At 62.5% G+C, this 21,646-nt stretch carries 15 protein-coding genes and 3 tRNA genes; 10 read left to right on the forward strand and 8 right to left on the reverse strand.

What is annotated here, in order from left to right; all coding sequences use genetic code 11:
• Positions 1–55: 55 nt before the first annotated feature.
• From HNP00_RS06865 to bcp, 4 genes are all read right to left on the reverse strand, one after another.
• Positions 56–1,561 (reverse strand): malate:quinone oxidoreductase, encoded by a 1,506-nt coding sequence (locus tag HNP00_RS06865; protein ID WP_184737262.1) that lies wholly within the window; start codon positions 1,559–1,561, stop codon positions 56–58.
• 79 nt (positions 1,562–1,640) lie between these two features.
• Positions 1,641–3,308, reverse strand: a complete 1,668-nt coding sequence (locus HNP00_RS06870) for an ABC transporter substrate-binding protein (RefSeq protein WP_184737264.1) — start codon at positions 3,306–3,308, stop codon at positions 1,641–1,643.
• A gap of 132 nt (positions 3,309–3,440) precedes the next feature.
• Positions 3,441–3,522: transfer RNA gene (locus HNP00_RS06875), tRNA-Leu, on the reverse strand.
• Between the two features lie 118 nt (positions 3,523–3,640).
• Positions 3,641–4,114: a thioredoxin-dependent thiol peroxidase gene (gene bcp / locus HNP00_RS06880; RefSeq protein WP_184737266.1), complete on the reverse strand. Its 474-nt coding sequence runs from the start codon at positions 4,112–4,114 to the stop codon at positions 3,641–3,643.
• Positions 4,115–4,222: 108 nt separating this feature from the next.
• On the opposite strand from bcp, the gene HNP00_RS06885 reads away from it, so the two are divergent.
• A complete protein-coding gene (locus HNP00_RS06885) occupies positions 4,223–4,708 on the forward strand; it encodes a MarR family winged helix-turn-helix transcriptional regulator (protein WP_260404807.1) in 486 nt (161 codons plus the stop codon).
• A gap of 86 nt (positions 4,709–4,794) precedes the next feature.
• On the opposite strand, the gene HNP00_RS06890 is transcribed toward HNP00_RS06885, so the two are convergent.
• The 4 genes from HNP00_RS06890 to HNP00_RS06905 form a co-directional block, all read right to left on the reverse strand.
• Positions 4,795–4,870, reverse strand: a tRNA-Lys gene (locus HNP00_RS06890).
• A gap of 69 nt (positions 4,871–4,939) precedes the next feature.
• Positions 4,940–5,015, reverse strand: a tRNA-Lys gene (locus tag HNP00_RS06895).
• Positions 5,016–5,132: 117 nt separating this feature from the next.
• Positions 5,133–6,305 (reverse strand): PQQ-dependent sugar dehydrogenase, encoded by a 1,173-nt coding sequence (locus HNP00_RS06900; RefSeq protein WP_395893793.1) that lies wholly within the window; start codon positions 6,303–6,305, stop codon positions 5,133–5,135.
• A gap of 45 nt (positions 6,306–6,350) precedes the next feature.
• Complete coding sequence (locus tag HNP00_RS06905) at positions 6,351–7,442, reverse strand: hypothetical protein (RefSeq protein ID WP_184737268.1); 1,092 nt, start codon at positions 7,440–7,442, stop codon at positions 6,351–6,353.
• 170 nt (positions 7,443–7,612) lie between these two features.
• Between HNP00_RS06905 and HNP00_RS06910 the strand changes: the two genes are divergently transcribed.
• The 9 genes from HNP00_RS06910 to metG all read left to right on the forward strand — a co-directional run bounded on the left by HNP00_RS06910 (position 7,613) and on the right by metG (position 21,549).
• Positions 7,613–8,539: a LysR family transcriptional regulator gene (locus HNP00_RS06910; RefSeq protein WP_184737270.1), complete on the forward strand. Its 927-nt coding sequence runs from the start codon at positions 7,613–7,615 to the stop codon at positions 8,537–8,539.
• A gap of 152 nt (positions 8,540–8,691) precedes the next feature.
• Positions 8,692–10,413 carry a dihydroxy-acid dehydratase gene (gene ilvD / locus HNP00_RS06915; RefSeq protein WP_184737272.1) on the forward strand — a complete coding sequence of 574 codons (1,722 nt, stop codon included), beginning with the start codon at positions 8,692–8,694 and terminating at the stop codon, positions 10,411–10,413.
• Positions 10,414–10,824: 411 nt separating this feature from the next.
• Complete coding sequence (locus HNP00_RS06920) at positions 10,825–12,726, forward strand: acetolactate synthase large subunit (protein WP_184737274.1); 1,902 nt, start codon at positions 10,825–10,827, stop codon at positions 12,724–12,726.
• A 2-nt stretch (positions 12,727–12,728) separates the two neighbouring features.
• A complete protein-coding gene (gene ilvN / locus HNP00_RS06925; RefSeq protein WP_184737276.1) occupies positions 12,729–13,241 on the forward strand; it encodes an acetolactate synthase small subunit in 513 nt (170 codons plus the stop codon).
• A 97-nt stretch (positions 13,242–13,338) separates the two neighbouring features.
• Entirely contained in the window at positions 13,339–14,364 is a 1,026-nt protein-coding gene (gene ilvC, locus HNP00_RS06930) for a ketol-acid reductoisomerase (RefSeq protein WP_184737283.1), read from the forward strand.
• Positions 14,365–14,549: 185 nt separating this feature from the next.
• The gene (gene serA, locus HNP00_RS06935) at positions 14,550–16,145 is read left to right on the forward strand and encodes a phosphoglycerate dehydrogenase (protein WP_184737290.1); all 1,596 of its coding nucleotides are present in this window, start codon (positions 14,550–14,552) and stop codon (positions 16,143–16,145) included.
• 210 nt (positions 16,146–16,355) lie between these two features.
• The gene (locus HNP00_RS06940; RefSeq protein WP_184737291.1) at positions 16,356–19,160 is read left to right on the forward strand and encodes an ABC transporter permease; all 2,805 of its coding nucleotides are present in this window, start codon (positions 16,356–16,358) and stop codon (positions 19,158–19,160) included.
• Positions 19,157–19,912 (forward strand): ABC transporter ATP-binding protein, encoded by a 756-nt coding sequence (locus tag HNP00_RS06945; protein ID WP_184737294.1) that lies wholly within the window; start codon positions 19,157–19,159, stop codon positions 19,910–19,912. The genes HNP00_RS06940 and HNP00_RS06945 overlap by 4 nt, the downstream gene beginning before the upstream one ends.
• 77 nt (positions 19,913–19,989) lie before the next feature.
• Entirely contained in the window at positions 19,990–21,549 is a 1,560-nt protein-coding gene (gene metG / locus HNP00_RS06950) for a methionine--tRNA ligase (protein ID WP_184737296.1), read from the forward strand.
• Positions 21,550–21,646 lie beyond the last annotated feature (97 nt).

The following is a 21,646-nucleotide window of genomic DNA, read 5'->3' on the forward strand; positions in this document are numbered from 1 at the left end:
TCCTAGGGTCTACGGTCTGTCTCGTGTCTCGAACTGGCCGCAGCCCGGGCTGTTGCTAGTGCTGCACGGCGTTGGCGGCCTCGAGTTGCAGCGAACGGGCAGTGCTCGCTTCCAGCTCGGCGGCGAGCTCCGGATTGCCGTTCAGCTTGACGCCGTAGCCCGGCATCATTTCCTTGAGCTTTGACTGCCAGCCCTTGAAGTTCTTCGGGAAGGATCGCTGCAGCATCTCGATCATGATCGGGACTGCGGTGGATGCGCCGGGCGAGGCGCCGAGCAGTGCTCCGATGGAGCCGTCACGGGCCGTGATGACTTCGGTGCCGAACTGCAGCACGCCGCCCTTCCGGGAGTCCTTCTTGATGATCTGCACGCGCTGGCCCGCCGTGATCAGCTCCCAGTTGCCGCCGTCGGCCTGCGGGTAGTACTCGCGCAGTGACTCCACCTTGGCCTCGTGGCGCTTGGCCACTTCCTTGATGAGGTAAGCGGTCAGGTCCATGTTGTCCTTCGCGACAGCGAGCATCGGGATGATGTTGCTCGGGCGGATGGACAGCGGCAAGTCAAGGTAGCTGCTGGTCTTGAGGAAGTTCGTCGAGAAACCGGCGTACGGGCCGAAGAGCAGGGAGCGCTTGCCGTTGACGTAGCGGGTATCGAGGTGCGGCACGGACATGGGCGGGGCACCCACGGATGCCTGGCCGTACACCTTGGCGCTGTGTTGGCTGGCGATCGCCTCGTCGGTGCAGCGGAAGAACTGGCCGGAGACCGGGAAACCGCCGTAGCCCTTGCTCTCCGGGATGCCGGACGCCTGCAGCAGGTGGAGTGCTCCACCGCCCGCGCCGACAAAGACGAACTTGGCGTGGATCTGGCCGTGCTCGCCCGAAGCAGGGTGCTTGAGCGAAAGGTCCCAGCCGCCGTCGGAGGCTTTGCGGACATTGGTGACGTCGTGGCCGTAGTTGACTTCAACGCCGTTGTTGGCGAGGTAGCCGGTCAGTTCGCGGGTCAGGGCGCCGAAGTCGACGTCGGTGCCTTCAGCTGCGCGGGTGGCGGCAACGCGCTGCTTTGCGTCGCGGCCCTTGACGATCAGTGGAGCCCATTTGGCGATCTGCGCCTGGTCTTCCGTGTATTCCATGCTCCGGAAGAGCGTGTTGGGCTTGAGTGCCTCGTAGCGGGTCTTGAGGAAGTCTGCGTGCTTGTCGCCGATGACGAAGCTCATGTGCGGAACGGTGTTGATGAAACCTTTGGGGGATCCGATCAGCTTGTTGTCCACCAAGTGGGACCAGAACTGCCGGGAAAGCTGGAATTGCTCGTTGATGTGCAGGGCCTTGGACGGGTCGACTGAGCCGTCCTTCGCCGCGGGGGAGTAATTAAGCTCACAGAGCGCTGCGTGTCCGGTTCCCGCGTTGTTCCACGGCCCGGAGCTTTCAAGGCCGGCTTCGTCGAGTCGCTCAAAGAGGGAGATGGTCCAGCTGGGTTCGAGTTGCTTGATGAACGCTCCCAGGGTTGCGCTCATGATTCCGCCCCCAATAAGGACGACGTCAGCGTGGTGTGTCTTGGAAATGAAGGTCACGATCTATCTCCGATAGCGGCGGCACTGGCTGTCACAGAATATCCCCGCGTGGGCGCATAACTGAAATTGCGGCGGCCCGTCAAGACTTCAGGCGAACGTTTGTAAAAACTTCGTTTAAGACAGGCGATGCAGGGTACTTCTCGACGCGGTCGGAAAGGGCCAAGGCCGAGATAGGGAAGGCAACGGGGACCGCCGGGACGGTTGCAGCGATTTGGGCATTGATGGTCTGGTATTGGGAGTTGCGGTCAGAGCCGTCAGGGAGCCCGCGTGCCCTGTCGATTTTCGAGAACACTTGCGGATCGCTGTAGCCGAACTCACCGTTGTTCTCGCCGAAAAGGGTGCCCACGAAGTTGTCCGGGTCCGAGTAGGCGCCATTCCAGCCGAGCAGGTGGAGCGCATGGTCGCCAGGCGATTGGACTTTTTGGAGGTAGCCGTCGTCCCAGCTCACAGGTACCGGTTTGATGTTAAGTCCGACGGCGGTCAGCTCGGCGCTGATCTCCGCGTAGATCTTTTCCGGTGTGGGCATGTAGGCGCGGGTGACGTTGAGCGGGTAGTAGAACTTGAGTTCTTCGCCCTTGTAGCCGGATTTGGCGAGCAGCTGCTTGGCTTTGTCCGGGTCATACCCGAGCGCCGGAGCATTGTTGTTGAATCCGCTCAGCTTGGGCGGAACGAACTGGGAAGCCGGTGAGGTGTTGTCGATAAAGAACTTATGGATGAGGGTTTCTTTGTCGATGGCCATTTCGATTGCCTGGCGGACGCCAAGGTTCTGGAGAGGCGCAACGGACTCGTTCATTCCCAGGTACATCACGGAGAACGGATCCCGTTGGACAATCTGCATGCCCTTCTTGACCAGTTGGTCGAAGGTGCCGGCGGTGACGAGGTCGTAGCCGTCGATTGTGCCCGCCAGCAGGGCCTGGAGGCGGCCCTGCGTATGGTCGAACGGAAGGAAGTTGACGGTAGCGATCTGTCCGCGGTCGCCCCAGTATCCCTTGTAGCTCGTGAGGGTGATGCGGTCCGCGCTCCATGAAGAGAAGACGTACGGGCCGGTGCCTACGGGGTGGGACGCGTACGCCGACGCCGGCTGTCCTGCCAATTTCTTGTCCAGGACGTTCGCATTGCCCTCGGCCATCGCTTTGGGGGACGACATTGCGAAAGCTGGCAGCGTCAAAGCCTGGAGGAATCCAGTGAAGGGCTTCGCCAAGTTGATTTGGACGTGGTCGGCAGAGATCGCCTTGCAGTTCTTGAAGAGGGAAAGCACGGCGTCGTCCGAGAAGGACTTGAAGACGCTCTTGAAGGGAATGCCTGGCACTTGTTGGCGTACGGTTGCCGGAAAGTTGAACCAGCGGTTGAAGTTGCTGCACACTGCCGCGGCATCAAAGACTGTCCCGTCGTGGAAAGTGACTTTTGTGCGCAGTGTGAAGTCGTAGCTGAGGCCGTCATTTCCCTGGGACCACGCTGTGGCTAGTAGGGGCGTCGGCTGCCCGGTGGAAGCATCGACGCCTACAAGGCCTTCCATCACTTGCCGGGTGACGCGATACGACTCGGCGTCGTTCGTCAAAGCGGGATCGAGTCCAAGGGGCATCGACGGCGTTCCGAAGTTGAATGTCTTGCTCGGTTCTGCCGGAGCGTCGCCTGCGGCCGATGTCGACGGTGCCGGTCCAGGACTTACCGTGCACGAGGTCAAGGCCACGGCCAGAAGGCCTGCGCCGATTTGTAGCGTGACTCGGCGAAGCTTGCTGCTTACCACTCTTGTCCCCTCAAGGCAGTTGGACGGGCGAAGGCCCGTGGCAGCCGGACCGCAGCCCAGTCTAGTTCAGGGGCCTGAGTCCTCGCTGGAAACGGAAGTGCCCCGGTCAGGGACCGGGGCACTTCCGACATGTGCGCAAGGGGGGACTTGAACCCCCACGCCCGAAGGCACAGGAACCTAAATCCTGCGTGTCTGCCAATTTCACCACTCGCGCGGGTGCCGGTACCTGGCCAGGATCCAGCGTTCCTGGGTCCCGGGCATATACCGCCCTCTATTGTACCCGCGGTTTTGCGCCAGCCGTTCCAACCTGGCCCGACATGGGCATGTGGCGCCTACTTGTCGAGCTTGAGGTCCCTGCGGAGCTTTGCAACGTGTCCAGTAGCCCGCACGTTGTACTGCGCCACGGCTACCTTGCCGTCAGGGTCGACGACGATCGTTGATCGGATCAGCCCTTGGTACGTGCGCCCGTAGTTCTTCTTTTCGCCCCAAGCCGCGTAAGCGTCAGCTACCTGGTGCCCTTCGTCGGACAGCAGGGGAAAGGTCAGTGATTCCTCCGCCACAAATTTTTCCAAATCCTTCACGGTATCCGGAGAGACACCAAGGACTTCGTAACCGGCGGCATGAAGAGTTGAGAGGGAATCGCGGAAGTCGCAAGCCTGCTTCGCGCATGCCGGAGTGGACGCCGCCGGGTAGAAATAGATGACCGTATTGCGGCCACGGTACGAGGCCAGGTTGACCTCTTGGCCGGTATGGTCCTTGAGGGTGAAATCGGGGGCAATATCGCCCGGAATGAGTCGTTCCGCCATAATGTGCTCCTTGCTTGCGTCGCGACCACTTAGCTTAGTGATGAGTTGCTCGCTTCACGAATTGAATTCGAACCGGATCTGTATGTCCCGGCCGATATACTGGCCCTTATGCCTGATATGGAACGGTGGCCCACCGGGCGCTTGCTCTCCACGGCGGCGCGGCTAGTGGAGCACGCCTGGAACGAGAAACTGAGTGGTATGGGACTGACCCACGCCGGGGTCATTGTCCTGGAAGTACTGGCCGTCAAAGGACCCGTCACACAGTCGATGCTCGCACAAATTGTCCGCGTTCAGGCCCAGACCATGGGGAAGACGCTCGCCAGGCTGGAGGCTCACGGCCATGTCAGCCGCACGCGCGGCGTTTCCGACCGCCGAAGCCAGATGGTCAGTTTGACGGAAGCGGGGGAGCACACACTCGGGCTAGCTTCGCAGCTGGAGCGGGAGGTGCTTGCATTTGTTCCCGTGGATACCGCCAAACTGCGCTGGGAGCTTCAGGCCTTGGTGCGAGAACTGGCGAACAACGATTCTTCCGATGCTGTCAACGTCATTGTGGCCGCCGATTCCGGCGCAACGCAGGGCAACGTCTCCGGCTAAGTCCGCCGGGCTGTCGGCCCATGGCGGATGGTTGGAAATGCAAAAAATCCCTGAACGGCGTTTCGGCCATCCAGGGATCTTTCTTTTGGTGCACCCCCCGGGACTTGAACCCGGAACCCATTGATTAAGAGTCAATTGCTCTGCCAATTGAGCTAGAGGTGCAATTGTTTGTTGCTCACAACGCAAAGAAATAACCCTTGAGCGGCTACTGCCGCTCAAGGGCCCTTCCTTTGGTGCACCCCCCGGGACTTGAACCCGGAACCCATTGATTAAGAGTCAATTGCTCTGCCAATTGAGCTAGAGGTGCATTCGTCGATTTTGATCAGCTGAAGGCTCTTTGTTCCCTCGTTGATCTCCGCAACGACATGTAACTCTACACGACACCTGCCGAAGTGTGAAATCGGCACGAGCCCCTTCCCCGCCGCTACCGGGGAGGCTGCAGGACTAGCGCAAAATCAGGGTTTTGGTTGTTGCTGAGAACCCATAGAGTGCCGTCTGGGGCAAGCGAAACGTCCCTGAGTCGACCGTACTGGGATGTGAAGTATGCCACAGGAGCCCCTGCCGTTTCCCCGTTGAGGGGCACAGTCCACAATCGCTGCCCCCGCAAGGCGCAGGTGAACGCCGTTCCATTGACTATTTCCAAGCCGCTCGGGGAGGAGTCCGCCGTCGACGGCCACACAACCTTGGCATCACGGAAACCGGCGTGGCCGGGCGCACCGGTTACTAGTGGCCAACCGTAGTTGCCGCCCGCTTCGATGAGATTGAGTTCGTCGTTCACATCCGGACCGAATTCGCTCGCCCATAGCCTGCCGGCACTGTCCCAGGCCAGCCCTTGCACATTGCGGTGTCCGTAGCTGTATACCGGGTTGTTGCCGAAGGGGTTGCCCGGCGCCGGTTTTCCATCTGGGGTGAGCCGCAGGATCTTCCCGCCAAGCGCATTGCGGTCCTGGGCTTGCTCAGGGCGCTGCGCATCACCCGTGCCGACGTAGAGGAACCCGTCGGGGCCGAAGCGGATGCGCCCGCCGTTGTGGGTTGAGGCTTTGGAGATGCCGGAGAAGATGACTTCGGGTGTGCCAAGACTCAACCGCCCGTCCGCGGCTTGTTCCAGCCGGGTCCGGGCAATCCTGTTGTCCGATTCAGCGGTGAAGTAGGCGTAAAGCAAGTGGTCCCTGGCGAAGGTCGGGGAGAGGGCCAGTCCCAGCAGTCCGCCTTCGCCGCCGGGCACGACGCCGGGAAACTCGCCAATGGTTGCGTGGTTGCCGTTCCGGACGGATTTGATGAGCTTGGTGTCCCGTTCCGAGATGATTGCTGTGCCGTCGTCAAGGAACACGATGGACCACGGGAGGGTGAGATTCAGGTCCAGTTTCCGGATCAGCTCCAGGCCCTTGCCTGGAGGCCCGGGGGCCTGGACGACGGGTGACCGGCTCGCGGGCGGTGACGTCGCCGGCGGTCCTCCCGGCGACGAGCCAGTGCCGGGGGAACTCCCCGTGCAAGCGCCCAGGAGCAAAGCCGAGATGCAGACTATGGCCATGAGCGCCCGGGCAGGCAAAAGGCGGGGCCGGAGCAAGCTTCCGGAACCCGCCTGCGCCTGGTCCATGGTGTGTCTTGGTTGTCGTCCTGGGACCGTCAGTTTCGCTGGTGCTCAGCGGCGATTCCTACGCGGCGGACGGAAACCGGCGGCCTCCGCGTGGGCACTCGAAATAAACCAGACCCCGGCTTTGACCTCGTCGTAGGACGCACTGTCTTCATCGTGATAGATCATGGTGTCGGCATTGCCTTTGACTGTGTAGCCGTCAGGGCCGCTCCCATCAGCGTTCGCGGCAGCCGAACCTTCGCCGTACGGCTGGTCGGCGGCGAGATGACCGCCCAGCGGCCCCGCGACGGCGTCAGCCGCCTCTTGCTGCTTCTCTTGCTGCCCGTCCGGAGCCGTGTCGTCGATCTCCGCCGCGGCGGATTCGGCACCGGGAAGCGTCGGTGAATGGGCGTCCGTGTACTCGCGGTGGTGGACCGGAACCGGCGCAGCCGGTGCGCCGACTTCGCTCCACGTGGCTTCCCATTCGGCGCTGTCGGCCAGCTGCTCGGGACTGGGTGGCGCGGGAGTGGCGGGTTGCGTTCCTGCGGCCACCGAACTGTCGGCTGCGTGGGGAACGGAAGGTCCGTCGTCGGCTGCGGTGACGTCGTCGGCCGTCACGCCCTCTTCGAGTTCCGGCTCGGAAAGGACCGGTGCGGGAACGATCGGCTCTGGAACTCCCGGCTCGGCCTTCTCCGAGACTGCGGCCTCGGAGCTCGTGCTCTCCTCCGCCAGCTCTTCGGACAGCAGAGGTTCCGGGAGCGTGGGCTCCTCGAACAGGGGCTCCTCCACTGTGGTTTCAGTAGCTGGGGACTCTGCCGGGGCGGCCATCCCGGATTCGAGGGGCGGGCCAGGGCGCTCCCAGTCGTCGACGTCGACGCCGCCCTGCTCTGGTGCTGGTTCCAGCTCGGGCTCCGGGGCGGTCTCGGGCGCGTCGGCGCGTTGCTCAGCCAAGTCTTGTTCGGCGGTCGCGGCCGCTGCCACCAAAGGGGCCGAACCCGTCAAGGCCGCAGCTGTGACGTCCATCTGCGGAGACGAGGCAGTTTGTGACGGAGAGGACGGGGCCATGCCGCCCGAGGAAGACTTCGCGCTGTTGCGGCTCATGAGCCACCAGACAATCGCGACGATCAGCACAATGACGATGACCCAGATCAACCAATCCATGGGAGGAGCCCTTCTGTTCGAGTGGCACAGTTGTCGTGATTTGACGTTACGTCCGTGTCACGGGACTGTCTAGGTTTGTCAATCGATTCGAGGCACGCGCTATGTTGCATGCTTCCAATGCCGCTGCCCGAGCGAACTGAGTTGAGAGTCGCATCCCCTAGGGTGTCTTCATGGACTTCAAGAGGCTGCGTATCCTCCGCGAACTGGCGGACAGGCAGACGGTCGGGGCAACGGCGGATGCCATGAACGTCACAGCCTCTGCGGTGTCACAGCAGCTCAAAACGCTCCAGGAGGAGCTCGGCGTCGTTCTCGTGGAGAAGGATGGCAGGGGAGTCCGGCTGACCGAGGCGGGCCTCGCCATGGCGGGAGCGGCTGCCGATGTAGCCACGGCGATGGCCCGGGCGGAATCGACGGTTGACACCTATCGCAGGGGTTGGCAGGCCCACATTCGGGCGGCGTTCTTCCCGAGCGCCGCCGAGATGCTGCTGCCTGGACTGCTGCACCGAGTCAAGGCGATTGAAGGGCTGCATTTCGAAGCCCATTTCGAGGATCCCGGAACTGACGGTTTCGCCGGATTGGCAGCGGATTATGACATCGTCCTCGCCCACAGCGTGGATGGCCCGGAAGTGTTCGCCCGGCATGGCCTTGAGGTCCTCCCACTGCTGGAGGAAGCCCTGGACGTCGCCATGCCGGCCGGCCATAAGCTAGCGGCCAAGGCACGGCTGACGGCCCATGACGTGGTGGGTTACCCGTGGCTCGGCGTTCCTGTCGGCTTTCCCTTTGACACCGTGCTCCGCCAGATTGAGCTCCAAGCGGGCACGACGGCGGTGCGCGGCCAGCGGTACCCCGACCTCCGGGTCCTTGAAGCCCTGGTTGGTTCAGGGCACGGAATCTGCCTGCTTCCCCGATACACGGCCCACGCCAACCAGGGAAAGCGGCTGGTCCTCCGCCCGCTCGTAGGAGTTCGCGCCAGTCGTAGCATTGTGGCCCTCGCCCGTCCGGAGGTGGCCGCCCGTACTACCATCAGGCAGACCCTCAACTTGCTTCAGGAAGAGGCCGCGGTCATTGCGCAGGAGCTTCGGCTCAGTGACGAGTGACACTCGGAGGGTGAGTGCAGGCTCGTGCTGTCTCGTATATTGAGACGAGCGTCCACTATCTGAATGAAATATTGAATCAAATAGCGCTAAATTTGCCTCAACCAGTCCGTCGTGTTCGTTGGCCACAGCCCAAGAGTCATAGACTCGTGCCCATGAGTGACCACACCCCAATTGCGACAGACAACCAGCCGGACATCAAGCCACGCAGCCGGGTCGTAACGGACGGCATCCATGCCGCCCCCGCGCGAGGCATGTTCCGGGCCGTAGGCATGGGCGATGACGACTTCGCCAAGCCCCAAATCGGCGTCGCGAGCTCGTGGAACGAAATTACGCCCTGCAACCTCTCGCTGAACCGACTCGCCCAGGGCGCCAAGGAAGGCGTTCACGCCGGCGGTGGTTTCCCCATGCAGTTCGGAACCATTTCCGTTTCGGACGGAATTTCCATGGGCCACGAGGGCATGCACTTCTCCCTTGTCTCGCGCGAAGTCATTGCCGACTCCGTTGAAACCGTCATGCAGGCCGAGCGCATTGACGGCTCTGTTTTGCTGGCCGGCTGCGACAAGTCCCTCCCGGGCATGCTGATGGCGGCTGCCCGCCTGGATCTCGCCAGCGTCTTCCTTTACGCCGGTTCCATCATGCCGGGCTGGGTCAAGCTCGAGGACGGCTCGGAGAAGGAAGTCACCCTCATCGACGCTTTCGAGGCCGTGGGCGCATGCGCTGCCGGCAAGATGAGCATGGGTGACCTGGACCGCATCGAACGCGCGATCTGTCCCGGCGAAGGCGCCTGCGGCGGTATGTACACGGCCAACACCATGGCGTGCATCGGCGAAGCCCTCGGCATGTCCCTGCCGGGCTCGGCCGCCCCGCCCTCGGCAGACCGCCGTCGTGATGACTTTGCCCGCAAGTCCGGTGAAGCAGTGGTCAACCTGCTCCGCCTCGGCATCACCGCCCGGGACATCATGACCAAGAAGGCGTTCGAGAACGCCATTGCCGTCACCATGGCGTTCGGCGGTTCCACTAACGCCGTCCTGCACTTGCTCGCGATCGCCCGCGAAGCCGAGGTCGAACTGACGCTCGACGACTTCAACCGCATCGGCGACAAGATCCCGCACCTGGGTGACCTGAAGCCCTTCGGTCGCTATGTCATGACCGATGTCGACAAGATCGGCGGCGTGCCGGTCATCATGAAGGCGCTGCTCGACGCCGGACTGCTGCACGGCGACTGCCTGACGGTCACGGGCAAGACCCTCGCCGAGAACCTGGCCTCCATCAACCCGCCGGACCTGGACGGCAAGATCCTGCGCGCCCTGGACAACCCGATCCACAAGACCGGCGGCATCACCATCCTGCACGGTTCCATGGCGCCGGAAGGTGCCGTCGTGAAGAGCGCCGGCTTCGACGCCGATGTCTTCGAAGGAACCGCCCGCGTGTTCGAACGCGAACAGGGCGCCCTCGACGCTTTGGACAAGGGCGAGATCAAGGCCGGGGACGTCGTCGTGATCCGTTACGAAGGACCGAAGGGCGGCCCGGGCATGCGTGAGATGCTCGCCATCACCGGCGCCATCAAGGGCGCGGGCCTCGGCAAGGACGTGCTCCTTCTGACCGATGGCCGCTTCTCCGGCGGCACCACCGGCCTCTGCATCGGCCACGTTGCGCCTGAAGCCGTCGACGGCGGTCCCATCGCCTTCGTCAAGGACGGCGACAAGATTCGCGTGGACATCGCTGCCCGTTCGTTTGACCTCCTGGTGGACGAAGCCGAGCTCGAGTCCCGCAAGGTCGGCTGGGAGCCCCTCCCGGCGAAGTTCACCAAGGGTGTCCTTGCCAAGTACGCCAAGCTGGTGCACAGCGCCTCCACGGGCGCTTACTGCGGGTAGTTCTGGGTTCCGGCCCAACTGACTCGCAGTTGTTGTCGTTTTGACGCCTCATAACGACAACAACTGCGAGTCACTTGGGTGAGCGTCCGAGGTAGGACCAACCCGTGGACAATGGGGTCCACATAGTGAGATGAGTTCTTCGTCGTTTGACACTTATCTCACAAAGAGGGAACACTGAACGCATGATCGCATTCGTTACTGTCGGCGCCACCGTGGGCACTGTCGTACTTACCAAGCGCGTGGCCTCCTAGCCCGACTGGTAACGAACCGTCACGCGCAACCCCTCGAAGAGCCGCAAGGCTGAGGGGTTTTTTTATTTCCCGCAGGGGACAGCGCGAAGCAAGAACCCGTATGAACGCAGTACCCAAGCAGTACCTTTCACTAATTGAAGATCCCCAAAGGAAGAGCCCGATGAGCAAAGGATCGCCGATCAGCCCCTCGCTGATGGCTGCAAAGTCCGCTGGAGCCCCCAAAGCTCCGGAAAAGGTCGACCGTCCGGCTGACGCCGTCGTCGACAATGCTGCAACTCTCTCTCCTGTACTCGGGCCGAACAACGTTGTACCCCCAACGGTGATGACCGGCTCGGAAGCTATTGTCCGTTCGCTCGAAGAACTCGGCGTCGACGATATTTTTGGTTTGCCCGGTGGCGCGATCCTCCCCACCTATGACCCTTTGATGGCCTCCAAGATGAATCACGTCCTGGTCCGTCACGAACAGGGAGCCGGCCACGCAGCCCAAGGCTACGCCATGGTTACCGGGCGGGTTGGCGTCTGTATCGCCACCTCCGGCCCCGGTGCCACCAACCTCGTTACCGCCATCATGGACGCCCACATGGACTCCGTGCCGCTCGTGGCCATCACCGGCCAAGTATCCGCTTCCGTCATTGGCACGGATGCGTTCCAGGAAGCGGACATTGTTGGCATTACCATGCCGATCACAAAGCACTCCTTCCTGGTGACGGACCCCAACGATATTCCGCACGTCATGGCCGAAGCTTTCTACCTTGCCAGCACCGGGCGTCCCGGTCCGGTACTGGTGGACATTGCCAAGAACGCCCAGCAGGGGACCATGACCTTCTCCTGGCCGCCCAAGATCGATTTGCCGGGCTATCGGCCGGTGGTCCGTGGCCACAACAAGCAGGTGCGCGAGGCTGCCCGTCTGATCGCTGCGGCAAGCAAGCCTGTCCTGTACGTCGGTGGCGGTGTGGTCAAGGCGCACGCTTCGGCCGAACTGCGCGAACTCGCAGAGCTGACCGGCGCACCCGTGGTGACCACCCTCATGGCCCGCGGCGCGTTCCCGGATTCCCACCCTCAGCACGTCGGCATGCCGGGCATGCACGGCACGGTTTCCGCGGTCACCGCACTGCAGCAGTCCGATCTGCTGATCACCCTAGGTGCACGCTTCGATGACCGGGTGACTGGCGTCCTCAGCACCTTCGCTCCGCACGCCAAGATCATCCACGCGGACATCGACCCCGCGGAGATTTCCAAGAACCGCACGGCTGACGTTCCGATCGTGGGATCGGTCAAGGAGATCATTCCGGAGTTGAGCGAGGCCGTCCGGGCCGCGTTCGAACAATCCGGCACCCCGGACCTGGACAGCTGGTGGGCATTCCTCAACAACCTTCGCGACACCTACCCCCTGGGTTGGACCGAGCCCGAAGACGGACTCAGTGCCCCCCAACGAGTCATCGAACGCATCGGTGCGCTCACGGGGCCGGAAGGCATCTACGTTGCGGGCGTAGGCCAGCACCAGATGTGGGCCGCTCAATTCATCAAATACGAGCGTCCCCATGCCTGGCTGAACTCCGGCGGCGCCGGAACCATGGGTTATGCCGTGCCTGCAGCCATGGGCGCCAAGGTCGGAGAACCCGACCGCGTGGTCTGGGCGATCGACGGCGACGGTTGCTTCCAGATGACCAACCAGGAGCTGGCCACCTGTGCCATCAACAAAATTCCCATCAAGGTTGCCATCATCAACAACTCTTCGCTGGGCATGGTGCGCCAGTGGCAGACCCTCTTCTATGAAGGCCGCTACTCCAACACCGATTTGAACACCGGCCACGACACCGTCCGTATCCCGGACTTCGTCAAGCTGGCGGACGCGTACGGTTGTGCTGCGTTCCGCTGCGAGCGGGACGAGGACATCGACGCCACCATCCAGAAGGCACTGGAAATCAATGACCGCCCTGTGGTCATCGACTTCGTGGTCAGCCCGAACTCCATGGTGTGGCCGATGGTCCCCTCAGGAGTCTCCAACGACCAGATCCAGGTTGCCCGCAACATGACCCCGGAATGGGAAGAGGAGGACTAGCCATGAGCCGCCACACACTGTCCGTTCTGGTCGAAGACAAGCCCGGCGTGCTGACCCGCGTGGCCAGCCTCTTCGCCCGGCGCGCCTTCAACATCAACTCCCTGGCCGTCGGCCCCACCGAGGTTGCCGGGATTTCCCGCATGACTGTCGTCGTCGACGCCGATGGTGAACTCATCGAACAGGTCACCAAACAGCTCAACAAATTGATCAACGTGATCAAGATTGTCGAGCTGACCCCAGAATCTTCCGTGCAACGTGACCACATCCTGGTCAAGGTACGTGCGGATGCCGCGACACGCCTGCAGGTCACCCAAGCTGCAGACTTGTTCCGTGCCTCAGTGGTTGACGTTTCCACAGACTCGGTGGTTATCGAGGCAACCGGTACTCCGGAAAAGCTCGCAGCGCTGCTTTCTGTGCTCGAGCCATTCGGCATCCGCGAAATCGTGCAGTCCGGCACCTTGGCCGTTGGACGGGGATCCCGCTCCATGAGTGACAGGGCTCTACGCAGCGCTTAAGACACTGAGTAAGACACCGTCTTAGGCACTGCGTAGCCGCCCAACAACGCACCACAGACAATATCTACAAAGAAATCCACTCAAAGGAGTTACGCAAGTGACTGAAATGTTCTACGACGACGATGCAGACCTGTCGATCATCCAGGGCCGCAAGGTTGCCATTGTCGGCTATGGTTCCCAGGGACACGCCCACGCGCTGAACCTGCGCGACTCCGGCGTCGAGGTTGTCATCGCGCTCAAGGAAGGCTCGAAGTCGATCGCCAAGGCCGAGGACGCAGGCTTCACGGTCAAGAACGTTGCCGACGCCGCCGAATGGGCAGACGTCATCATGATCCTGGCGCCGGACCAGCACCAGCGCTCGATCTACAACGACTCCATCAAGGACAAGCTGACCGCCGGCAAGGCACTGGCCTTCGCGCACGGCTTCAACATCCGCTTCGGTTACATCGAGGCACCGGAGGGTGTTGACGTCATCCTGATCGCCCCGAAGGCTCCGGGCCACACCGTGCGCCGCGAGTTCGAAGCCGGCCGCGGTATTCCGGACATCATCGCCGTCGAGCAGGACGCTACCGGTTCCGCTTGGGAACTGGCCAAGTCCTACGCCAAGGCCATCGGCGGCACCCGCGCCGGCGTCATCAAGACCACCTTCACTGAAGAGACCGAAACCGACCTCTTCGGCGAACAGGCAGTCCTGTGCGGCGGCGTCTCCCAGCTGATCCAGTACGGCTTCGAGACCCTGACCGAGGCCGGCTACCAGCCGCAGATCGCCTACTTCGAGGTGCTTCACGAGCTCAAGCTCATCGTTGACCTCATGTGGGAAGGCGGCATTGCCAAGCAGCGCTGGAGCGTTTCCGACACCGCAGAGTACGGCGACTACGTCTCCGGTCCGCGCGTTATCGACCCCCGCGTCAAGGAAAACATGGCCGGCGTCCTCGCCGACATCCAGTCCGGCGCGTTCGCCAAGCGCTTCATTGACGACCAGGACAACGGTGCTGTCGAGTTCAAGGAGCTGCGTGCCAAGGCAGAGCAGCACCCCATCGAAGGCGTCGGCCGCGAATTGCGTTCCCTGTTCTCCTGGCAGCAGCAGGACGAGGATTACGTCGAAGGCTCTGCAGCCCGCTAATTAAAGGCACCTGTTGAAGCCGCGGCGTGGCCGTAGCAATTCAACACAGAACGCCGTTCGGGATAGGCTCGAAATGAAGCCGCCCGGCATGGAGGCCGGACCCGGTATACCGGGTCCGGCCTTCGTCGTCAAAGAATCGTTTCACCAAAACCCCACCTGAAAAAAGAGAGCTAAAGAGGTCACCGGTGACTAGCACCAAGCCAGTAGTACTCCTCGCTGAGGAACTTTCGCCCGCCACGATCGAGGCCCTTGGTCCGGACTTCGAGATCCGCCAAACCGACGGTGCGGACCGCTCCCAGCTGCTCTCCGCAATCGTCGACGTCGACGCCATCCTCGTGCGGTCCGCAACCCATGTGGACGCCGAGGCAATTGCCGCAGCCAAGAACCTGAAGATCATCGCGCGTGCCGGCGTCGGCCTGGACAACGTGGACATCAAGGCCGCCACCCAGGCTGGCGTCATGGTGGTCAACGCCCCGACGTCGAACATTGTGTCCGCAGCCGAACTCACGGTCGGCCACATCCTCAGCCTTGCCCGCCACATCCCGCAGGCGAGCTCCGCCCTCAAGGGCGGCGAATGGAAGCGCTCCAAGTACACGGGCATCGAGCTCTTCGAAAAGAAGATCGGCATCATCGGCCTCGGACGCATCGGAGCCCTCGTGGCTGCCCGGCTGCAGGGCTTCGAGACCGAGATCCTCGCGTACGACCCCTACATCACCTCCGCCCGGGCAGCGCAGCTCGGCGTCAAGCTTGTCACCTTGGACGAACTGCTGGAGAAGTCGGACTTCATCACCATCCACATGCCCAAGACCCCTGAAACCGTAGGCATGCTGGGCGCCGATGCCTTCAAGAAGATGAAGGAAACGGCCTACGTGGTCAACGTTGCCCGTGGTGGCCTGATCGACGAGGAAGCCCTTCACGAGGCCTTGGAAGATGGTCAGATCGCCGGCGCCGGAATCGATGTGTTCGTCAAGGAGCCGAGCACCGACCTCCCGTTCTTCGGTATGGACAACGTCATCGTGACGCCCCACCTGGGTGCCTCCACCGATGAAGCCCAGGAAAAGGCGGGCGTCTCCGTGGCAAAGTCCGTGCGCCTGGCCCTTGCCGGCGAACTCGTGCCTGACGCCGTCAACGTTGCGGGCGGCGTGATCGCTTCCGACGTTCGCCCCGGAATTCCGCTCATCGAAAAGCTCGGCCGTATCTTCACGGCCTTGACCCACGCATCGCTGACGCAGATCGACGTCGAGGTTGCAGGCGAAATTGCGAGCCTGGACGTGAAGGTCCTTGAGCTCGCCGCCCTCAAGGGCGTGTTCGCCGACGTCGTCACTGAGCAGGTCTCGTATGTCAACGCACCGGTCATCGCCGAGCAGCGAGGCATCAACACCCGTTTGATCACGACGTCGGAAGCCGAGGACTACCGCAACGTCCTGACTATCCGCGGCGCACTCAGCGACGGCTCCCAGATCTCGGTGGCCGGCACCCTGACTGGACCTAAGCAAGTCCAGAAGCTGGTGGGCGTCAACGGCTACGACGTCGAAATCCCGATCAGCGAGCATCTGGTAGTCGTTTCCTACGCGGACCGTCCCGGCGTCATTGGCACGATCGGCCATATCCTCGGCATGAACAACATCAACATCGGTGGCATGCAGGTGGCCCGCCAGAGCGAAGGTGGCCAGGTCCTGGCGCTGCTGACGATCGACACTTCCGTGCCGCAGCAGGTCCTTGAGGCAATCAAGGCCGGGATCGGTGCCGACATGGTTCGTGAAGTCGATCTGGAGGACTAGCATCCGAACCGCTTGAGCTAAAATCGTGTGCCGCAGTTCACATCGGCCACATATTATTGGCCGGTCTGCCTACAATGGCTTGGTCCGAAATTCGGATCCGGCGGCAGGCCGGCCAATACCCTTTGCACACACCCGGTGGATTCCTCTTGCCTCGGCATGGTTTCAGGGAGAGCAGTGTGCGCACCCGCAATCCAGGACTCAGGGAGCCCTATGAACGCCGTCCAGAGGTTCATCAGAAGCCGTGTGCTGCTGTTGACCGCGGCCATTTTGATCGTCGCCATGTGCATGTCCGTCTTCATCCAAAGCCAGTCCCAGGCCGCGCTGAACCGGACGGTGGATGAGAATTCGCGAGGCCTGTACGACATCCTCGTGCAGGCCAAGGCCGGGAACACCAAAGACGGCGGAGCCCTCATCCAGCCGGACATCGCTAACGGCCAGGGCGGCATCAGCTTCCAGCAACTCGAGAAGATCCGTGGTCTGGGTGGCACGTCCGTTGCCGCCCCCATCAGCCTTGTCTCCCGGGTGACGCAGAACCTGGAGGCCCCGCGGCTTGATGCGATGGATTACCTCGGCTACAACGCAGGCCTTGCTGGCGGCGCCACTGCAGGGGACCCCACCGGAACGGACTCCAAGAAGTGGCCCGCGCCGGAATCCGTCCTTCCTGCGCAGCCAAAGAAGTACCGCCTGACAGCCACTGCCGTGAGCTCCGACGGAGTATCCCAGCAAACGCTCTTCCAGGCCAGTGCTGAAGGAACCCTGGGCAAAGGCCAGGTTGTTGAACAGCAGACCGCCGGAGGGAAGAGCATCCGCATTGCCGGCCCAGCAGGGGAGACCGGGATCAAGTTCCCTGCGCCTGCCGGTGGCTCCGAGCACAACCTCTTCAACCTTTCGGTCGCCCTTCCCATGGCCCCGCAGGTCACCGAATCCGTCGTCGCAGTCGACCCCGCAGCTGAACGTGCGCTCCTTGGATCTGCCGGTGACTTCCTGGCACCGCTGGAAAAAGCACCACCTGTCGATACGCGCAACGCGGGCGCCATCGGCCGCTACTTTGAACAGCTGTTCGCCAAGAGCCCCACGCAGCAAGAGCTCGAACAGGGCCCCGACTTCCTCGGTGTCAAGCTCAAATATTGGGCGCCCCTCATGACCCAGTATCAGCAGGCAAAGCTGTCCGGCCAGATCACGGATGCCTCGCAGGCCATTCCCCTGATCGTCCGGCAGGGAACATCTCTTGACCTGAAGTACTCGGTCAAGATCCAGGAAATCGACGATTCCGGCAAGGTCGTCAATGACGTCGGCACTGTCTCGCGTTCGTTGGACAAGGACTACCTGCCCTTCGTTTCAAAGTCGCCGTTTGCCCTCGAATGGCCCGGATCCACCGACCACAGCCAGCTGCTCGGTAACACGGGCAATTTCGGTCAAGGCCTGTACCAGCCTGCCCAGTGGAGCACGGACTTCGCGGCCGCACCCAAGTACAAGGACGGCGAAGCCTCCGCGAACGGTGCCGTCGGCAAGTCCGCAATGCCGGGGGACTGGGTGACAGTCAACAAGCTGCCCGAGAAGTCGGCCTTCGGGGCGATGGTGGACCAGGCCCAGCGCAAGCCTGTTGACGAGCGCTCGTACCGTGAGAATCTTTCCACGGGATCGAAGCGGGCTACGCCGCTGCCGATGGTCTATGGGACGTTTGATCCAGCCCAGATCCAAAAAGCAGCAGGCGACGTCAACAAGCTCCCCTTGGGGGGCTACGACCCGGCTCCTATGACGCTCCAGAAGGACGCCGCAGGCAATGACACCGCAGCCAAAGGCCTCAAGCCGTCGCTGAGCGCCACGGGCCTGGTGAGCCAATCCGCCGGTGCCATTACCGACTACTACGGCCTTGCCGCAGCCCGCGGTTACGATTCCAACGCCAACGTGATCGATGCCGTACGGGTCCGCGCCAGCGCCCCCGGCAACTGGAAACAAGCCCAGCCGGACGTCGACAAGCTCGCTGCCCAGATCCGCGACATGGGACTCGAAGCCACCGTGGTGGCCGGTTCCGCGCGTGAAGACGCCAACATCTTCGTCCCGGGGTATTCCAAGGACGACGCCGGCAAGGAGTCGGACCTGGGCACCGTCGTGCAATCGTGGGTCCGTCAGGATGCCGCCGATGCTGTCTCCGGGTCCCTGACAAGCACCAACATCACCCTCCTCTTCCTGACGCTGTGCGGTGCCACGCTCCTGACCGGCGCTTCCACAGTCAGCTACATCCGCCAGAGACGCAGTGAGGCCGGGATCCTCCGGGCCATGGGCTGGACCCAAAAGAGGGTCCGGCGCTGGGTCCTTGAGGAATTCGGCATTGGTGCAGCAATCCTTGCCGTGGCAGGCATCGCGCTGAGCCTACTGAGCTGGAATCTAGCCACGGTCATTGTTTCCGCGTCCGTGTTGCTCATCTACTTCGCTGCCGCGTACTTCGCTGCCCAGCAGTTGCGGCACCGTGACGTCGTAGACCAGGAACCGCAGCACGATGAACGCCTCATCGCAGTGGATTCGCCGCTGACGTTTGCGTACCGTCAGCTGGTCACCAACCGTTTCAACTCAGTCGCGCTGGCAGTGGCAGTCGGCGTGTTCGGGGCCGCCGTTGGTGCCCTGATCGCCTTGCTCATTGACATTCCACGGGCAGCAGGAGCCAGTGCACTCAGCGGACTGGCGTCGGCCACCATCGCGTTGCCGAGCGTCACCCTGGCGGTCTGCGGGGTGCTCGTCGGCCTCGTCCTGACCTTGGTCACAGGACGGTTCGAACTCCGGGCCAAGCGCGAACAACTTGGCACGCTCAAGGCCATGGGCTGGAACCCGGACATGCTGGGGCAGGTTCGATTCTTCGAAAATGCCTTGGTCGGGACTGCGGCCTTGGTCCTGGGCGTCCTGGGCGCGCTGGGCCTTGGCCTGCTGCTCGCTCCCTATGCCGCACTCTGGGCCGCCTTGGCCGGATTGCTGGCTGTACTTTGCTGGATTCCCATTGCAACGAAAGTGGTCAAATGACTGACAATCTCCAACCCGATCTGACCCCGGCCACGGAATCCACCGACGAGTCGCTGTTGACCCGCGCAAATACCATCGTGAAGGCCGAGGACCACGCGACGCCCCTGCAGTTGAGCAACATCACCATCCGCTATGGCGGGGACAAGGGTGGTGCCGAGCCGGTCACGGTCGTCGAGGACTTCAGCCTCACCCTCCACGCCGGCGAGATGCACTGCATCGCCGGGCGAAGCGGCTCAGGCAAGACCAGCATCCTGACGGTTGGCGCGGGACTCACGCTTCCGACGTCGGGCCGGGTCCTCTGGGAAGGCGACTCCCTGGAGAAGATGGGGGACGACGAAATCGCAGACCGCCGCCGCGCGCTGATCGGGTACGTGGACCAGGGTGGTGCGTTGATCGATGGCATGAGTGCGTTGGAGAATGTCCTGTTGCCGGCCGTTCCCGACGGCGAAGTGGAGCAGCGCACCGAAATGGCCAAGGACCTGTTGGACCTGGTGGGTCTGGGCCGGCGCATGCGCCACCGTCCGGCGCAGCTGTCCGGAGGTGAGCGCCAGCGCGTCGCGATCGCCCGCGCGCTGATCCTGGGTACCCGTGTCCTGGTAGTGGACGAGCCCACGGCCAGCTTGGACCGTACCTCGGCCAACCGCATCATCAGCATCCTGAAGGACACCACCAGCGATGGCATTGCCGTGCTGGTGGCCTCGCACGACCACGAGCTGGTTAGGCTCAGCGATACGCTGACTGAATTGATCTAGTAACCGATGCTTCCGGACCGGCCGTCACATGCGGCCGGTCCGGTCTTTCCATCTCCAAGAGAAGGTAACTTCGTAGAGTGACGTCTTCAGAAAAACCCCCGTTCTACATCACCACCGCCATCACCTACCCGAACGGCGTGCCGCATATCGGCCATGCCTACGAGTACATTGCCACTGACGCGATGGCCCGGTTCAAGCGCCTCGACGGCTACGACGTGATGTTCCTGACCGGTACGGACGAGCACGGCATGAAGATTGCCCAGGCGGCGGAGAAGGAAGGCATCACCCCCAAGGAACTCGTGGACCGGAATGCCGAAATCTACAAGGCCGCCCACGCTGCTTTGGGCATCTCGTATGATCGCTTCATCCGCACCACCGATGAAGATCACTACGCTGCCTCGCAGGCCATCTGGAAGAAGATGGAAGCCAAGGGCGACATCTACCTGTCCAAGTACGAGGGCTGGTATTCGGTCCGCGACGAGGCCTACTACACCGAGGACGAGACCGTACTGAAGGACGACGGCGTCCGTTACTCGAGCGGTACCGACACCGAGGTGACGTGGACCGCGGAGGAGAGCTATTTCTTCCGCCTGTCCGCGTACCAGGACAAACTGCTGGCCTTGTACGAGGAGCAGCCGGAATTCGGCGCCCCGCAGTACCGCTTCAACGAGGTCATCAGCTTCGTCAAGCAGGGTCTGCAGGACTTGTCCATCAGCCGGACGACTTTCGACTGGGGTGTCCCGGTTCCAGGGAATGACAAGCACGTGATGTACGTGTGGGTTGATGCCCTGACCAATTACCTCACTGGGGTCGGCTACCCGGATGCCGAGTCTGAGGCGTTCCGGAAGTTCTGGCCCGCGGACGTCCACGTCATTGGCAAGGACATCTCCCGGTTCCATGCGATCTTCTGGCCCGCCTTCCTGATGAGCGCCGGCCTGGAACTACCCAAGAGGGTCATGATCCATGGCTTCCTCACCAACAATGGCGTCAAGATGTCCAAGTCCCTCGGCAACGTGGTGGCCCCCAAGGATTTCGTGGAGCAGTACGGCCTGGACCAGGTGCGCTTCTTCTTCCTCCGCGAAGTGCCCTTCGGCGCAGACGGCAGCTACAACCACGAGGCAATCGTGGGCCGCATGAACGCCGACCTCGCCAACAACTTCGGTAACCTTGCGCAGCGTTCGCTGTCCATGGTGGCCAAGAACTGCGAAGGCACGGTGCCGGTCCCGGGCGATTTCTCGGCAGAGGACTCCGCGCTGCTCGCCCAGGCCGGCGGCTTGCTGGACGTTGCCCGCGCCGCTTTCGAGAAGCAGGAATTCAGCCGTGCCCTCGAAGCAATCTGGGCCGTGCTCGGTGACACCAACGCCTACTTTGCCGAGCAGGCCCCGTGGGTGCTGCGCAAGACCGACGTCGAGCGCATGAACACGGTCCTGTACGTCACCTTGGAGGTTGTCCGCATCGTGGCGATCCTCACCCAACCTGTCATGCCGACGTCGGCGGCCAAGCTGCTTGAGGTGCTGGGACAGCCCGAAGGCGAGGCCCGCCAATTCGCGGCCATTGCCACTCCGATCGTCCCGGGCACGCAGCTCCCGGCCCCGGCCCCGGTCTTCCCGCGTTACGAGGAGCCCGCCGAGTCCTAAACGCTCGCTCACGTATGCGGTGCGTGAGGCAAACGCTCGCTCACGTATGCGGTGCGTGAGGCAAACGCTCCTTCAGATCTGTCCGGCAAGCCCTGCG

It is taken from the genome of Arthrobacter sp. AZCC_0090, assembly GCF_014207375.1.
Taxonomy (GTDB): domain Bacteria; phylum Actinomycetota; class Actinomycetes; order Actinomycetales; family Micrococcaceae; genus Arthrobacter.

Coding starts and splice junctions, on each gene's coding strand:
- HNP00_RS06900 (WP_395893793.1), bottom strand. CDS start 6,305: ATGGACCAGGCGCAGGCGGGTTCCGGAAGCTTGCTCCGGCCCCGCCTT.
- HNP00_RS06885 (WP_260404807.1), top strand. CDS start 4,223: ATGCCTGATATGGAACGGTGGCCCACCGGGCGCTTGCTCTCCACGGCG.
- HNP00_RS06910 (WP_184737270.1), top strand. CDS start 7,613: ATGGACTTCAAGAGGCTGCGTATCCTCCGCGAACTGGCGGACAGGCAG.
- ilvD (WP_184737272.1), top strand. CDS start 8,692: ATGAGTGACCACACCCCAATTGCGACAGACAACCAGCCGGACATCAAG.
- ilvN (WP_184737276.1), top strand. CDS start 12,729: ATGAGCCGCCACACACTGTCCGTTCTGGTCGAAGACAAGCCCGGCGTG.
- HNP00_RS06940 (WP_184737291.1), top strand. CDS start 16,356: ATGAACGCCGTCCAGAGGTTCATCAGAAGCCGTGTGCTGCTGTTGACC.
- HNP00_RS06905 (WP_184737268.1), bottom strand. CDS start 7,442: ATGGATTGGTTGATCTGGGTCATCGTCATTGTGCTGATCGTCGCGATT.
- HNP00_RS06945 (WP_184737294.1), top strand. CDS start 19,157: ATGACTGACAATCTCCAACCCGATCTGACCCCGGCCACGGAATCCACC.
- HNP00_RS06920 (WP_184737274.1), top strand. CDS start 10,825: ATGAGCAAAGGATCGCCGATCAGCCCCTCGCTGATGGCTGCAAAGTCC.
- bcp (WP_184737266.1), bottom strand. CDS start 4,114: ATGGCGGAACGACTCATTCCGGGCGATATTGCCCCCGATTTCACCCTC.